We start from the raw sequence: 14,607 nt of genomic DNA on the forward strand, positions 1-14,607 counted from the left end.
TCAGGCGGCGTTCCCGCCAGGTAAAGCCGTGTAAAACATCGATGTCGCGGCCTTCGGGACCGGTGTGAGAACGGCGCATGAGATCCTTTCGATTAGTGGCGCAAATCACCCGGTATGCGCCCGTCGGGCAGGGTGGGCGTGCTGATGTATTGCTTCGAAGGTGTCCGCATTGCGACGCGATGCGGACACCAAAAAACTTTCTTTATCGACGATGAGTTTTCGCTTTCGGAATCGCCAAAGGCGCGAATCCGCGCCATTTTCGCGAAATGCGATTAAGCCCCAGTTCGAGCCGACGGCGTCGTCATCGCCGAACTGGCGGGTGTGGTCACGCTGTGTCGTACGGTCTGTTCATACCACTAGACGCGGCCAGCCTGCCGTGGCGCTGGTGGGCCACTGACAATTTCCTGTGGGACGAATTCCCATAGGGCGCAGCGGCTTTCGGGCGTGACACAGACCTCTCGAAGCATGGTGGCGGTGCGATCGGCACAGCGAATTTTTCCATGTGCCGTTGTAAAGATCCGGGCGGTAACGGTTTTCGGCCAAAGCCAAGGGCGCGCGTGCCGGAGACCTACCCGGCGGCGGGCGGGCGCACCACGAAGTTCGGCCGGAATCCGTACTGCGGGACGGCGCGTCCGAGTCCGTGGTTGCCCATCGGGCTGAACGGCATGCCGGGCATGCCGGCCGCCATCGCCGGGGGCGGGGCCACCATCGGGGTGCCGCCCAGCGCCGACGGCAACGGACTGGCGACCGGAGCGGGCGGGGCCCAGCTCGGCGGCACCGACAGCGGGCCGACCAGGGACGCGCGGCCCAGTCCCGCCGAGACCGACGCGCCGGCATTGCCCACGCCCGCCAACCCCGACAGTGACTGGGCGCTTGTTCCGATGCCGGTCGCCACCGGCGCGCCGCTCGCCAGGTCGTTGAGGGCGCTGGTGCTGGCGCCGATCAGCGTCGAACTCGTCACGGTCTGCACCACCTGCGCCGGGTCGAGCGCGCCGGTCGACGTGATCGTGTTCCAGAAATTGCTGTTCGGGTCCAGGATCGACGACAGGCCGGACGTCGATCCGGTCGACGATTCCGTCGGCGACGACAGGGTCTGCAGCGCGTTGGGCACGGCGGTGTTCAGCTGCGACACGGTCGCCTGCTGGTTTCCCGCGGAGGTGCCGGTCGCCTGGGCGACCGCGGCGGCCTGGCGGGCTTGGCCGTCCTGGCTGGTGGTTTGCGTGGGATCGGTGAACATGGGCAGGCGAGTGGCGGCGGCCGAGGAGCCGGCGTAGCCGTACATGGTTGCCGCGTCCTGGGCCCACATCTCGCCGTACTGCGCCTCGGTAGCCGCGATGGCGGGCGTGTTCTGGCCCAGCACGTTGGTGGCGATCAGCGTCGCGAGCTGTGCGCGGTTGGCGGCGATCGCCGGCGGTGGCACGGTGGCCGCGAACGCGGCCTCGTAGGCCGCGGCGGCGGCCTCGGCCTGGGTCGCGGCCTGCTCGGCTTGGGTGGCGGTCGTGCTCATCCACGCCACGTACGGCGTCGCGGCCGCGACCATCGCCGCCGATGCCGGGCCGTGCCATTCCTCGCTGGTCAGCGAAGAGAGCGCCGACCCGTACGACAGTGCGGCCGAACGCAATTCCGCGGCCAACCCGTTCCACGCCGACGCGGCAACCAGCATCGGGCCCGACCCGGGCCCGGCATACATACGCGCGGAGTTGATTTCGGGTGGGAGCGTTGCGAAGTCCACGAACATTTCGGGCCCTCCCCTAGCCGGCCGCGATCGTGTCGGCCAGCGCCCGCGCCCTCGACGTGCGGCGCGTGGCGTCGACGCTGAATTGTGTTGAGGCCAGCGCTGATAACTCAGTCACCGCGTGGCAACACGACATGGGAAACGACATCGGAGTTCTCCTCACAGCAGAGACCGAACTCAGCCGTGGTTCGCCCGAATCAGGCTAATTCCGCGCACACTCGCGCACGCACGCGTAATGCGTTGGCGTGCGCGAGAATATGTGGAAGGAGCCGATTCAGGCTACGAAACGTGGCCGGGGTCGGATCGCAACGAAATGGTCATCGATCTGGGATACGGACTATCACCGGGACTCATTCCGCTCTCACCTCCTCGCGGCCAGGGCATACGGGGATGCCATACGTTGCACGCGGGGATAGGCACCCAACGCGAGAATCGTTGGGCGCGCACCCCTCTCGTCAGAGCTTCGGCACCACACGGCGTATCCGGTCACCAGAGCCGGAAGCCACTTGGGCTCAACCCTTAATCCGGGAGGAGCTGTCCTGACCCTGGGCGTCTCTCGACGTTCGAGGTCAGTGGCCTATGTCCGTGCAGACGCCTCACCTAGCGAGGTGCTTGCACAGGCCATGGTGGCACTCGGGCTACGCCGAGTCAAATTGACGTGCAACACAACCGCGTACCAGCACGTAGCCGCCTGGCCGGTTAGTTCGCCTTCTCGGCGACCGCCGCGTTCAGGCCCTCGGCGAGATCCTCGCGGGTCAGCTCCTTGAACCGCAGCAGTTGGCGCTCGCTGAATTCGGTCACGTCGCTGGCCAGGACCGCATCCAGGTCCTCGTCATCCAGGCGGAAACTGCGGTGATCGCGGGCCTTTTCCACCACGTTGCGCACGAAACCGGCATTGCCCAGCGTGTCGATGCCGCGGATGAGATCGCCGTCTTCCGAATACGTTTCGTCGAGATAGAACTTGGTGTAGGACGGCAGGAGGGCCTGCGCCGATTCATCGGTGATGACGTCTTCGTTTTCCTGGCCCATCAACCGGGTCAGCGCGACCAGTTCGTCCGGGGTGTAGCTGAAGAACTCGATCACCGTCGAAAAGCGCCGCCGCAGACCCTGATTCACTTCGAGCATCTTGTCCATGGCCTTGGCGTAGCCGGCCCCGAAGACGACCAGCTCGTCGCGGTGGTTCTCCATGTACAGCAGCAACGTGTTGATGATCGCGTTGCCGTAGGGGTCGCCCTGCTGGTAGCCCTTTTCGTGCAGGGTGTGCATCTCGTCGAAGAACACCGCGCCGCCCAGGGCGCCCTCGAGCATCTCCTCGGTGTTCTTCTCCGCGTCGGCCATGTACCGGCCCAGCAGCTTGGTGCGGCTGGTCTCGACCACCACCGGTTTGCGCAGCACCGTCAACCCACACAGCTGCTTGCTGAAAGCCCTTGCCACCGAGGTCTTTCCGGTTCCCGGCGGACCGAGCAGCAAGGTGTGGCGCGACGTCACCGGCACCGGCAGGCCCATCTTGGCGCGCGCCAGGTTCACCTTCGTCGTCGACTTGATCAGCTTGATCTCCCGCTTGGCCCGCTCCATGCCCAGCATGGCGTTGAGCTCGGCATCGCCCTCGGCCAGGTACTTCGCGGCCTCCTCGGCGTGACGGGCGGCCTCCGCCTCAGCGCGGGTGGGCGCGCTGTCGGGGTCCCAGGGGTCGGTGCGGGCCTCGATCGTCTCGGGGTCGGTCAGGATCAGGCGATAGTTCGGGTTGTCCAGCGCTTCGCGCGCGGGGGTGAACTTGGGATCACGCGAATAGACGCGCCGCAGCAGCTCGACGGCCTCGTCCTCGCGGCCCAGGTGGCGCAGGCACATGCCCTGCGTGTACAGCGCGATGTTGGCCGCGCCCGGTACCCGGTCGCCTTCGATGGCGTCCTGGCCGCGGCGCAACGCCTCTTCGAACACGCCGAGCGAGGCCAGGGCGGTGGTGGCCATCGCCGCCCCCGCGGCCTTCAGCTCGGGCTGACGCCACCCCTTGCCCTCGGAGAATTGGTTGAGCACGTCCGGCCACCGCCCGGTGCGGAAGTACAGCACGCCGCGCACGTAGCTGACCAGCTCCTCGTCGAAGGCCTGGCGGGGTTCGACGCCGTCGAGCAGCTTCGCCGCTTCCGCATAGTGTTTGGCCTCGGCAAGCACAGCCGCGTAAGCGCACGCCAGCGACTCCACGCTGGTCACCGCCAGCCGCAGGAACAGCCCGTCGGAGACCTCCGGGCGGAACTGCAACTCGGTGACCCCGAGGCGGCGGGTCTCCCACCCGAACGTCCGGATCGACGACCAGGCACCGGCGAGCACGTCGAGGCTCTGCTCCCCCGCCAGCATCCGCGCCAGCCAGGCGTCGCACATCGACGGGTCCAGGTTGGTCGCCGTGGTGAACATCTGCGACGCGACCTGCGGGTTGTGGCTGGGTTGCAGCCCGTTGACCGACACGCCCGACGCCAACAGGCCGGCGACCATCGCGTTACGGGCGCCTTCGGCGGTTGATTGGGGCCTCGTCATTGCGCTACAGGTACGCCCGCCGAGCTCCCTCGCAGCTGGTCGACGGACAGCGAGAGCTCATCGTCGTCGGCGCGCAATGGACGGCTCGGCACGGATAGCAGCGGGCGGGCCGTCGGGGCGGGCAGGCTGGCCCGCACCGCGGCCAGCTGACGACCGGTGAGGCGGTTCAGCCCCGACGACACGTTTCGGCGCAGCCGCTTCTCGGTGTGATAACGCACCCACGCCGACACCTGCGGACGGCCGCCGCGGGACGTGAGCCGGATGGTCAGCACGGTGGCGAAAGTGTCGTCCTCCCAAAGCTCCTCGAGCTTGTCGGTGGTGATGTCCGACGGCGTCAGCCACAGGCTCGTCACGAACCCGTTGAAGTGCTTGAGGCGGCGCCATCCCGGACGGCTCCACGTCGGCTCCAGGTCGGCGAGCACCGCGCGGTCGACTTCGGCGAGCTCCTCGGCGGTCAACGGCCTTGCCGCACAGGTCAGCCCGTCGAGATCTTGGGCGAGCCGTTCGGTGGCCGCCACCAGGGTCGACGCCAGCGAATCGCGGGCCGCCACGGCGGCCACGTTGCGCTGCGGGTTCATCCGCAGCACCAGCCAGGTCCTGCGCACGTAGGAGGTGGGCTGATCGTTCGCCACCTCCCATTCCTCGGGGCCCCAGTCGTCGAGCTTGGACAACTCGGCGGCATTCCCGCCCCGGCGCACCTTCACCGACACGATGTCGATGTCGTCGAGGTGGATGTCGAATTGGCGCAGCCCCGAGGCGACGGCCTGCACCAGCAAGGTGGGCCGGGACGACCGGTGGCGGTGGCGCGACGCCGGGTCGTCCTCGCCGCCGTTGACTGCGATCACCGTGACGAGCTGGCCCTGGTACTCGCGCACGCCGACCTTGTCGCGGCCGAATCTGCGTTGGTGATCGATGGCCGGGGTGCAGCCGGCGGCCAGCGCGGAGCCCGGGTCGGCGGACCAGTCCCACAGCCAGGTCGCAATCCCCGACGTCACCGTCAGGCCGTGGTAGGTGACCAGCGACAGCAGCGCGACCAGCACGGCCAGACCCACCCCCACCCAGAACGCGATGCGGTAGGTGCCCTGCCAGGACTCCGGGCAGTGGCTGGCCACCGCCATGATCACGACGTCGACCAGGAACACCGTGGTCAGCCGCGACCACGACAAAGACAACCCGAACCTGCGCTGTGCCTTCATGAGTGCTGCTGCTCCGCCCCTATTGCTGTTTCCGTGATCGCTTCATCAGCATCGCCGTGCCGAACACTCCGCCGCCGATGAGCAGCGCCACGAACAATCCTCCGGCGGCAACCCATACTGGCACCATATCCCGCGGCGGGGCGGGTTTCGGAACGGTCAGCGGCGCCGACAGCTGCTGCGGCGGCTTCACCGGACCGTCGGGCACGTCCCAGGTCAGCGCCGCGACCGGGTCCACGACCCCGTGGCCGACCTGGTTGTCCACCCCGCGCGCGGGCGCGCGGGCGGTGCGCGTCAGCCGGTTGATGACCTGATACGCCGACAGCTGCGGGAATTTGGCGCGCACCAGCGCCGCCACCCCCGACACGATCGCCGCGGAGAAGCTGGTGCCCGACGGAACCAGCAGCGTGTTGTCCGGTCCGTCGATCGCGTTGATGAGCCCGTCGTCCCGCGGCGACAGCCCGACGACGTCCGTCCCGGGCGCGGCGATGCCCACCCACGGCCCGGCCACGCTCGTCGACGCCTGGCCCTGATTGCCCTGGCTCAGCGGGCGCCCTTCTTCGTCGACGGCGCCGACGGTCAGGACGTAGTCGCTGAACCAGGACGGCGTCACGACGGTGGTGACGGCATTCCAGTTGCGAGGATCGTTGGGCTGCAACGGATCATGAGGCGGGTTCTGCTTGCAGTCCTTTTTGCTGGTATCGCCGGCCGCGGCCACGATGACGACGTTCTTGTCGACCGCCGCGTAGCGGACCGCGGCGCCCAGCGAGCGCTGGTCGATGACGTTGCGCGCGCTCATGCATGTCACGTCGGAGATGTTGATGACCGACGCACCCATGTTGGCGGCATGCACGATCGCCCGCGCCATCGTCTGGACGTTGTCGATCTTGGCCGACGTCTGCGGATCCTCATCGCCGGTGTAGGCGTCCTTGAGGCCGAAGGCCTGGCTGGACTGCCGGATCGCGATGATGTCGACGTCCGGCGCGATCCCGCTGAATGCGTCCGGTCCGCCCTTGGTGGGTGCGGGTGGCGGCGGTGCCGGCGGCGGCGGGTCGAGCGGGCGCGGATTGTCGACCGTGACCACGTGCCCGCCACCGGAGTAGCCGGGGATGGTCACCGTGCCGGTTCCGTGGTTGCCCGCCGGGGCCTGCCCACCTTGCGGCGGCCCGGGGGGCGGTCCGCCGGGCTGCGGCGGCGCCGGTGGCGGCGGGGGCGCCCCGAAGGGGCCTGGAGCAGGCTGCTCCTGGGGCGGCGGGGGCACCATCGTCACGGTCTGGGGCAGCGGCGACAGGGTCACCGTCTGCGGCGGCGGCGCTTTCGGCGGCGGCTCCGTGGTCGGAATGGTGACCGGCTTGCGCGGTGCCGCCGGCGGTACCCCGGCGCCGTTGGCCGGCGCCGCGCCGATCATCGACGCCACGAGGGTGCCGTGCGCGTCGCAGTCGGACAGCCCGTCGCCGGACATGATGTAGTCGCCACCCGGGATCAGGTGCGGAAACCGCGGATGCGGCGTGACGCCGGTGTCGATGACGGCCACCTTCTGGCCGGCGCCGCGACCGAACTGCCACGCCTCCTGCAGGTTCAGCATGTCCATGTATTTGGGCTGCAGCCGAAAGTCGGTCCCGGGCAGCACGCCCACCTCGGTGCAGTACGAGTTCTGCTTCATGGGCGCGCCCGGCCCGGGTGGGCCGTCCGGCGGCACCGCCGCCGCGTCGATCGTCGGAGGCGAAATCGCATAGGCGGGCGGCAGATTCGCCAACGCGCCCGAGGCGAGCAGGGCGGCGGCGACGGTCGCGGCGGTCGCGCGGCCACGCCACACTTTGCGGTCAGCGATAGCGGATTGCTGCATAGACATTCATCAACCACAATGCCAGCGGGAAAATCGGCATCAGGCAGAGGTATTCAATCCATTCCACGAATTTGCGGAATAGCGGGCTGTAGACCGTGTTCGGCACCACGGCCGCGGACGTCAGCCCCGCCGCCGGCACCAGAACCAGAATCGCCGCGCAGATCGAGACCGCAAGCGAAGACTGCAACACGAGCGCGTACCGCACCACGACGGCACCGACGATCAGCACGCCGGTTCCGGCCAGGGTGATCGCCTGCCAGCGGTCGACGTACGAGCGGCCGCGCAGCAACAGGAATCCCGCGCTGAAGCCCGCCAGCAGGACCGGCAGCCAGCGCTGCCCGGTGTGCGGGTCCGACAGGGCGGTCAGCGAGACGACCATCAGCACGCCGAGCCCGATCAGCAAACCCGACAGGAAGGAGCGGGCGCGTTCGGCCTGCGTCAGGACGTCGCGGACCGAGGCGGGTCCCTCCAGAACGGGGGGGCCTCCGTCGTTGCGCACCACGGTGGTGGGCAGGTCGGGCCGTGCCTCGAACACCCATCGGCTGGTGGCCGACGGGAAGACGGGCAGGCGGATGCCGGCCAGCCGTCGTGAGATCGCCGGTGCGCTCTGGTAGATCAGAACCGACACCAGCACGACGCAGGTCAGCAGCGTCACGGCGCTGGTCATGGCCACCATCCGCGCCAACGCGGCCACCGCCGCGATCGAGCTGACGGTGACGATCGCGGTGTAGATCGACAGCCGACGCCCGGTGAAACGCAGCGCGAGGATCGCGGCGATGGTGAGCACGCCGAAGCCCAACACCGCGTGGGGTGACCCCACACCGCCGGGCGGCGCGGCCGCCGCTGCCACCGACACCGGCGCGAGGCTGCTCAACAGCATGGTGTCGGCGACGCGCCGCTCCTGCAGCGTGGTGGCCCGCATCAACAGCAACAGCGAAACGCCCAGCATCAGCGCGCCGATCACGCCCGCGTAGACGGTCGGCAGCCACGAGTTGTGGTGCCAGCGCCACCAGCCCAGCAAACCGGTCGCGGCCGTCACCCCGATGGCCACCATCGACGCACCGACCTGCACGGCAACCACCGGGTCGATGGCGGCGAAGCGCTTGCTGAGGTTCGCCGCGACCGCGGTGGAGATGTGCTCGATGACCTGCGAGCGGTGCTCGGTGTCCGGGATGAACCGGATCCACAACCGGTCGCCGTCGTAGACGTCCTGCTCGCTCAGCGATTGGGTCGCCCGCAGCGGCGAGCCGTCCACCAGGCACAAGGCCCACCGGCCGCGGCCGGTGGCCTCCAGCGGGGCCTCGCCGAGCTCGCGGAGCCGGCTGTTGACGACCTTCAGCAACGGGTCGGTCATCACCGAGACGGGGGCGTTCGCGTCCAGCAGGACGCCGATCTGGACGCCCGTGCCGGCCATCACGCCGACGACGACCGCCTGGGGCTGTGAGATGCCCTCTACATCAGGCTGTGGTACTTCAACGACCGCAGTCATCGCCTTGCACTCCCTACCGTGATGAATGTGTGAGCCCGTGCCGCCGTTCGCGTGCCGGCCGGCGCCGGTGTTCTCGCCGAGGTGCTGCGATCCCCCGCGCAGCGCATTCCTACTAATTGGAATTCCATCTGCCTCGCCTTGCGATTAAGAGTTGTGGTTGACACCGGTTTTCAGTTTGCTGATGCCTTGACAGAAGTATGCCGTGTTCGCAGCTCAACCGCATGTTGAGTGCGACCACATTGATGAAATCTGTGTTTCGCGCGAAGGTCACACCCTGCTGTGAGTTTTCCACTCGCCGTAGGGAAGGGTGTCGAGCACGGTTTTGACGCCGACCTGCACCAGCTGCGGGGTTGCCGGGCAGATGGCGAGCCACGCCTCCCCCGAACCCGCGGTCCGGGCTTGCTGGTAGAGCGCGATGCGGCCGCCGGAGCCGTCTTTCAGCGACAGCACGGACGCGCTGGGCCCCTTGGCGTCGTCCTGGTACTGGCGGGCGTACACCGCGACCTCGGCGGCGGGGTCCGACAACGCCTGGCCCAGCGCGGCGACGGTGGCGGCGCTGATGCCCATCCGGCGCAGGTCTCCGCCGGAGAACACGTTGAAACCCGACTCCTGCCAGGACTTCGTCGCTTCCAGCATCTCCTCCAGCGGCACGTTGACCGCGTTGATCGCGGCGGGCTCGGCGTGGTGGATGGACTCCAGCGCGTCGATCACCAGCGACGCGATCGAGGCGCTGTCCGCGACGGCGACGTCGTCGACGGTGATCTCGCCGCCGACCCGAACCGCCGAGACCCAGTGCTGGCCGCGACGCGCCAGGACCACCCGAAACTCGTTGTCGGGGATGTCGCGCGAGCCCGGGGGCTGGTTCTCGTCGTCGAGGACGCCGTAGGCCAGCTTGCCCCGCGACAGCAGCGCGACGACCTCGAGGTCGGGCGCGGCGAGCACCTTCATCCGGGCGGCCACGTGCTCGTTGACCTCGTCGTTCTCGACGATGCCCTGCTCGCGCATCACCGCCATTCCGGGATGCTCGTTGAGCCAGTCGTTCGAGTCGGTGGAAACGTAGGGCCGGCACCGCAACTCCGGGGCGACGTGGCGAATGTCCAGCAGCGCCTGGAGCATCCAGAAGCCGTCGACGTTGACGGTGATGTCGGTGCGGGTGCTCTGTTGGTCCATCAAATCCTCAACTGGTCCCTGGGTAGGTCAAGCTCACACTGCACGGTAACCGCAGGACGCGGCAGCACACCGACGGGTGGTGTGCTGCCGCGCCTGTGGTCGAGGCGTCAGGCCCAGCTGGACCCGACGGCGCTGTCGGTGCTGGCCATGTTGTTGCCCGCGGACTGAACCTTCTGTCCGTGGGAGTTGGCCTGCTCGTAGATCACCTGGAAGTTGCGACCCAACTGGGTGATGAACTCCTGGCACGCGACCGAACCGGCACCGCCCCAAAAGTCGCCGGCAGCAAGCACATCGCGAATGATGGCCTGGTGCTCGGCCTCCAAGGACGCGGCCTGGGCGCGGATCAGGGCGCCGTGGGCGTCTACGTCGCCGAACTGGTAGTTAATGCTCATTACATGGCTCCTTAAAAGTGTTGGGCAGCAGCAGTTCTGGGCTAGCTGCTGAGGATCTGCTGCGAGGCCTGCTCTTGCTGCTCGTAGTTGTTCGCGTCGCGGATCAGCCCGTCGCGCACCCCGTGGAGCATGTTGACGATGTTGCGGAAGGCCTGGTTGACCTGGCCCATGGTGTCATACGACGTGGCCTGCGCCTGGCCGCTCCAGCCCGCGCCCGCGATGTTCATCGACGACGCCCACATCTTGCGAGCCTCGTCCTCGACGGTCTGGGCGTGGACCTCGAAACGGCCCGCCATCGCCCGCATCTCGTGCGGGTCGGTCATGAAACGTGTTGCCATGTCGGCTGTCTCCTTATTTAGGTAATGAATGGGTGATGTGCTTTAAGACGGTGGCCGGATCGTTTACGGATTACGCAACCGCCGTGCCGAACAGATAGAAATAACCCCCCCTTTCCGTCAGCCGGCGGCCACCGGGCGTTGTCACGGTGAGACGGACGTCAGACCCGAACCGCGGCGTTTGAGTTGACGGAGTGCGTGTTGCTGTGGGGGATGCTGCGCGGGACCATTCCTGCGGCCCCGCGCTCGGCCCCCGATGGGCGGCTACGTTGGAACCCACGTCGGTGACAATCTGCCCCAAGCCCGAACCGCCGATACGAATCAGCCGGCGGCGGCCGCGTTGGCTGCCTCGGTCGCAGCGTACGAACCGGAGCTGGTGGACAGGGTGTTGACGAACGCCTCGTGAATGGCCTGGGCCTGGGCGCTCACCGCCTGGTACATCTGCGCGTGCGCGGCGAACTGAGCCGCGGTCAGGGCCGACACCTCGTCGGCAGCGGCGGGTACCACCCCCGTCGTTGGGGCTGCAGCGGCTGCGTTCTGGGCGCTCAAGGTCGACCCGATAGCCTGCAGATTCCCGGCCGCCGCGGCCAAAGCCTCCGGCTGTGTGGTCACGAACGACATATTTGTTTCCCTCCTAGTTCATTCCCCGACTCTGCGAGAGTAGATGACTGCGACCCCTGAGGCCGGGGTGGACGCAGCGTGTTTGCAATTGTTCACGTGGTGGTACTGCGAATTCACTTTCGTTAACGACACAGTAACAGCGTCTGACCTCGACCGCAGCCCTTCGCTCGACAGCCGGAACAAACGGCATCTGTCCCGGGTCGAAAAAGTTGCTGGTGGCCCCCGACGGCGACGAACTCGTCGCACCGGCGGGCGCGATGGTCTTTGCCGATAGCGCGTCCCTCGAACCTCCTTTCGTCCTTTTCAGCTGGTCGATCACCTATGGCCGCGGCTCAGCCCGCGAAGGGTGGTCGGGCCATGACGGTGGGTCGGAAGCCGTATTTGGGGCCGGCCACGCCGTGCCCGCCGGCGCCGGCACCGGCCAACGGCATGCCCCCGAGCAGGTTTCCGGGCCCGCCGGCGGCCTCGGGAGCCGCGCTGATGGTGCTGACCGGGATCGCATGCCCGAGCGCCGGCGCCGCCGCCGGCGCCCCCGACCAGGCCACCGGCACCGACAACTTGCCCCCGATCGAGGCCGCGCTGCCCAACGCCGCCACCGGATGCGCCGCGGCCGCACCACCACCGAGCATCCCGCCTAAACCCCCCAACGCGGGCAAGGCCTTGGCCGCCGCCGGGGCCGCACTACCGATCAACCCCAACGACTTGGAAATCTGCACAAAGTTGTTCCCCATACCAATGCTGAAATACGGCAAACCCTCAGTGTTATAGAAGAGGCCCGCGAACGGGGTGTAGCCGTTGACCAGCGTGCCGAGGTTGGTGGGGAAGGTGGTCTGCCCGGTCAGCAGGAACCAGAGCTCGGTCAACGGGTCGGTGGCGGTCGTCGCCTGCGCGGTCGCGTTGGCGGTGGCCTTGCTGGCGGGTTGGGCCATCGACTGCAACACCTTGGAGGTGTTGGTCGCCGTGGAATCCGTGGTCGCCTTGGTCACCGCCGCGCTCTGAGTGGCCTGCCCCGACGCATTGGTGATCTCGGGAGCCTTCTGAAACGGCGTCTGCTTGGTCGCCGCCGACGACTGACCCGCATACCCATACATCGCCCCGGCATCTTGCGCCCAATACTCCCCATACTGAGCCTCCAACTGCGCGATCAACGGCGTGTTCTGCCCCAACACATTCGTCGCCTGCAACTGGCTGACCTGCATCCGATTCGACGCCACCAACGGCGGCGGCACCGACGCCGACAACGCCGCCTCATAAGCCGCCGCCGCCGCCCGCGCCTGCGTGGCCGCCTCCTCAGCCTGCGCCGCCGCCGACGTCATCCACGCGATATACGGCTGCACCGCCTGCGCCATCGTCGCCGAGGCCGCCCCCAACCACTCCTCACTACTCAACGCGGTCACCACCTTCTCGTAAGAAAGCGCCGCCGAATTCAACTCCGCCGCCAACGCACTCCACGCCGACGCCGCAGACACCAACGAACCCGACCCCGGACCCGAATAAATCCGCGCCGAATTGAACTCCGGCGGAAAAGCCCCATAGTCCAGCACGAATAGCCCCTTAACCTGTGATCTGCGGATCGATGCGTCGAGTTGCGAACGACGTTAATGCGCTGGTGACCGGCCTCGCCGCGTTCGCCCGGCGGGCGGCGTCACGGTCGGCCGCCCGGGCGGGCGGCGCCACCGGCCGCGGCGCGCCGACCGACCGCGCGGGCGTCGGCCCGGATAACGATCCGGAACTGCGCAAACGGCCGGAGCCGAGGGGTCGCCCGCTCGGGTAGGGGCGGCGCGATGTCGTGGTGGCCCGGGGCGCCGGTATCGGGGCCGGGGATAAAATCCGGGCGCGGCTAAAGGTGAGGGTGTGCATCGCCGAATTCCGCCGCTTATCCGGCCGAGGGTGGGCGTGTCAGCACGCTGTAGCGGAAGCCGTATTTGTTGACATAGCCCGCGGCGGCGCCACGGCGACCCAGCGCCCCCGCGGGCATGCCCCGCAGCAGACCGTTGGCCGGCCCGGAAGTGCCCGTCGCGGCGGCCTGCACCGGCGTGGCCTCCATCTCCGACACCGTCGCCGGGCTGACGGCCGAGGTCAGCGTCGCCCAATGCTGGGGCACCGACAACGCCCCGACCCGCGCGGCCTGCCCGGCACCCGCGGCGACCCCACCGCTCGCATGGCCCAGCCCGCCACCGAGGTTGCCCAGGCCCAGGCTCGCGAACTGCGGTGTGGGGAACCACGCACCACCGGCACCCGCCGTGCTACCACCGGGACCAAACGTCAACTGCTGCGCGATCGACGTGCAGAAGCTCGCAATACCGTTCGAGAAGTACGCCAGACCCGTCGTCCGCTTCAGGATCGTGTCGTAGATCGTGGGGGTCAGGCCCAGCCAGTTGTTGGTCGGGGTCGGGAGCCCGGACTGCAGCAAGTTCTGCAGCGTGCTGGTGAGCAACCCCGATTCCGAGGAGTTGGTGACCGCCGCCGGCGTCTGCGCGGCCTGAGTTGCGCTGAGCGACAACGCGTGTGGCGATGCCAGCTGCGAGGTGGTTTGTGCGGTGTTGCCCGCCGGTTCGGCGACGGCCTTCGCCACCGCGGCGGCCTGGTCGCCGGTCGCGTCCGGGGCCGTGGTGTTGGGCGGCGCCGTGAACGGGACCAACTCCGAGGCGGCCAGCGACGAACCGGCGTAGCCGTACATCGCCCCGGCGTCCTGGGCCCACATCTCCATGTACTGCGCCTCGGTGGCCGCGATCGCGGGCGTGTTCTGCCCGAGGAAGTTCGTCGCCACCAGGTTCGCCAGCAACACCCGGTTGGCCGCGATCACCGGCGGCGGCACCGTCATCGCAAACGCCGCCTCGAACGCCGCCGCGGCGGCGCGAGCCTGGCCGGCCGTCTCCTCGGCCTGCGCGGCCAGGACACCCAGCCAGTTCACATACGGCATGACCGCCGACAACATCGACGCCGATGCCGGACCCACCCACAGGGCGTGGGTCAGTTCCGAGATCACCGAGGCGTAACCGCTTGCGGCCGTGCCCAACTCGGCGCCGAGCCCATCCCAGGCCGCGGCCGCGGCCATCATCGACCCCGAGCCCGGGCCCGCGTACATGAGACCGGAATTGATCTCCGGCGGAAACGCCCCGAAGTCCATGGCTATGAGGCGCCGGGCTCGAACGACATGTATCCCCTCGTACCTGGTCTCGAGTCGATGACATTGGGCAGTTGCTTGCTTGGGAAGGCTAAATGGGCGCACCGCCCCCTCGCCGGTTCCTCGCCCGGCCGCAGCTGCGGCGACAACCAGCCCCAGCGGTTCTGCGT

At 68.2% G+C, this 14,607-nt stretch carries 11 protein-coding genes and 1 riboswitch; all 11 genes read right to left on the bottom strand.

Translation table 11 applies throughout. The annotated features are described in order from the left end of the window. Nucleotides 1-568: 568 nt before the first annotated feature. The gene (locus tag OCU_RS38260) at nt 569-1,738 is read right to left on the bottom strand and encodes a PPE family protein (RefSeq protein WP_009954992.1); all 1,170 of its coding nucleotides are present in this window, start codon (nt 1,736-1,738) and stop codon (nt 569-571) included. A 437-nt stretch (nt 1,739-2,175) separates the two neighbouring features. After that, a riboswitch (M-box (ykoK) riboswitch) is annotated at nt 2,176-2,350 on the bottom strand. Between the two features lie 84 nt (nt 2,351-2,434). Beyond that, on the bottom strand, nt 2,435-4,264 hold the full coding sequence (gene eccA5, locus OCU_RS38265; RefSeq protein WP_008257033.1) for a type VII secretion system ESX-5 AAA family ATPase EccA5: 1,830 nt from the start codon (nt 4,262-4,264) through the stop codon (nt 2,435-2,437). Further along, nucleotides 4,261-5,460, bottom strand: coding sequence for a type VII secretion protein EccE (gene eccE, locus OCU_RS38270; RefSeq protein ID WP_014380194.1), 1,200 nt, complete (start codon nt 5,458-5,460; stop codon nt 4,261-4,263). Before eccE ends, eccA5 begins: the two co-directional genes overlap by 4 nt. A 19-nt stretch (nt 5,461-5,479) precedes the next feature. Next, the gene (locus OCU_RS38275) at nt 5,480-7,303 is read right to left on the bottom strand and encodes a type VII secretion-associated serine protease mycosin (protein ID WP_008257037.1); all 1,824 of its coding nucleotides are present in this window, start codon (nt 7,301-7,303) and stop codon (nt 5,480-5,482) included. Then, a complete protein-coding gene (eccD, locus tag OCU_RS38280) occupies nt 7,281-8,792 on the bottom strand; it encodes a type VII secretion integral membrane protein EccD (protein WP_008257040.1) in 1,512 nt (503 codons plus the stop codon). Before eccD ends, OCU_RS38275 begins: the two co-directional genes overlap by 23 nt. Nucleotides 8,793-9,059: 267 nt before the next feature. Further along, nucleotides 9,060-9,962 (bottom strand): ESX secretion-associated protein EspG, encoded by a 903-nt coding sequence (locus OCU_RS38285; RefSeq protein ID WP_008257042.1) that lies wholly within the window; start codon nt 9,960-9,962, stop codon nt 9,060-9,062. A 107-nt stretch (nt 9,963-10,069) separates the two neighbouring features. Further along, complete coding sequence (locus OCU_RS38290; RefSeq protein WP_008254256.1) at nt 10,070-10,354, bottom strand: WXG100 family type VII secretion target; 285 nt, start codon at nt 10,352-10,354, stop codon at nt 10,070-10,072. 41 nt (nt 10,355-10,395) lie between these two features. Then, complete coding sequence (locus OCU_RS38295; RefSeq protein ID WP_003874404.1) at nt 10,396-10,692, bottom strand: WXG100 family type VII secretion target; 297 nt, start codon at nt 10,690-10,692, stop codon at nt 10,396-10,398. Nucleotides 10,693-11,010: 318 nt separating this feature from the next. Beyond that, nucleotides 11,011-11,310 (bottom strand): PE family protein, encoded by a 300-nt coding sequence (locus OCU_RS38300; protein WP_008257045.1) that lies wholly within the window; start codon nt 11,308-11,310, stop codon nt 11,011-11,013. Nucleotides 11,311-11,642: 332 nt separating this feature from the next. Next, nucleotides 11,643-12,854: a PPE family protein gene (locus OCU_RS38305; protein ID WP_014380196.1), complete on the bottom strand. Its 1,212-nt coding sequence runs from the start codon at nt 12,852-12,854 to the stop codon at nt 11,643-11,645. A gap of 332 nt (nt 12,855-13,186) precedes the next feature. Further along, nucleotides 13,187-14,440, bottom strand: a complete 1,254-nt coding sequence (locus OCU_RS38315; RefSeq protein ID WP_009957370.1) for a PPE family protein — start codon at nt 14,438-14,440, stop codon at nt 13,187-13,189. Nucleotides 14,441-14,607: the final 167 nt, after the last annotated feature.

Source organism: Mycobacterium intracellulare ATCC 13950, from assembly GCF_000277125.1.
Lineage (GTDB): Bacteria > Actinomycetota > Actinomycetes > Mycobacteriales > Mycobacteriaceae > Mycobacterium > Mycobacterium intracellulare.

Coding starts and splice junctions, on each gene's coding strand:
- OCU_RS38315 (WP_009957370.1), bottom strand. CDS start 14,440: ATGGACTTCGGGGCGTTTCCGCCGGAGATCAATTCCGGTCTCATGTAC.
- eccA5 (WP_008257033.1), bottom strand. CDS start 4,264: ATGACGAGGCCCCAATCAACCGCCGAAGGCGCCCGTAACGCGATGGTC.
- OCU_RS38300 (WP_008257045.1), bottom strand. CDS start 11,310: ATGTCGTTCGTGACCACACAGCCGGAGGCTTTGGCCGCGGCGGCCGGG.
- OCU_RS38285 (WP_008257042.1), bottom strand. CDS start 9,962: ATGGACCAACAGAGCACCCGCACCGACATCACCGTCAACGTCGACGGC.
- OCU_RS38260 (WP_009954992.1), bottom strand. CDS start 1,738: ATGTTCGTGGACTTCGCAACGCTCCCACCCGAAATCAACTCCGCGCGT.
- eccE (WP_014380194.1), bottom strand. CDS start 5,460: ATGAAGGCACAGCGCAGGTTCGGGTTGTCTTTGTCGTGGTCGCGGCTG.
- OCU_RS38290 (WP_008254256.1), bottom strand. CDS start 10,354: ATGAGCATTAACTACCAGTTCGGCGACGTAGACGCCCACGGCGCCCTG.
- OCU_RS38275 (WP_008257037.1), bottom strand. CDS start 7,303: ATGCAGCAATCCGCTATCGCTGACCGCAAAGTGTGGCGTGGCCGCGCG.
- eccD (WP_008257040.1), bottom strand. CDS start 8,792: ATGACTGCGGTCGTTGAAGTACCACAGCCTGATGTAGAGGGCATCTCA.
- OCU_RS38295 (WP_003874404.1), bottom strand. CDS start 10,692: ATGGCAACACGTTTCATGACCGACCCGCACGAGATGCGGGCGATGGCG.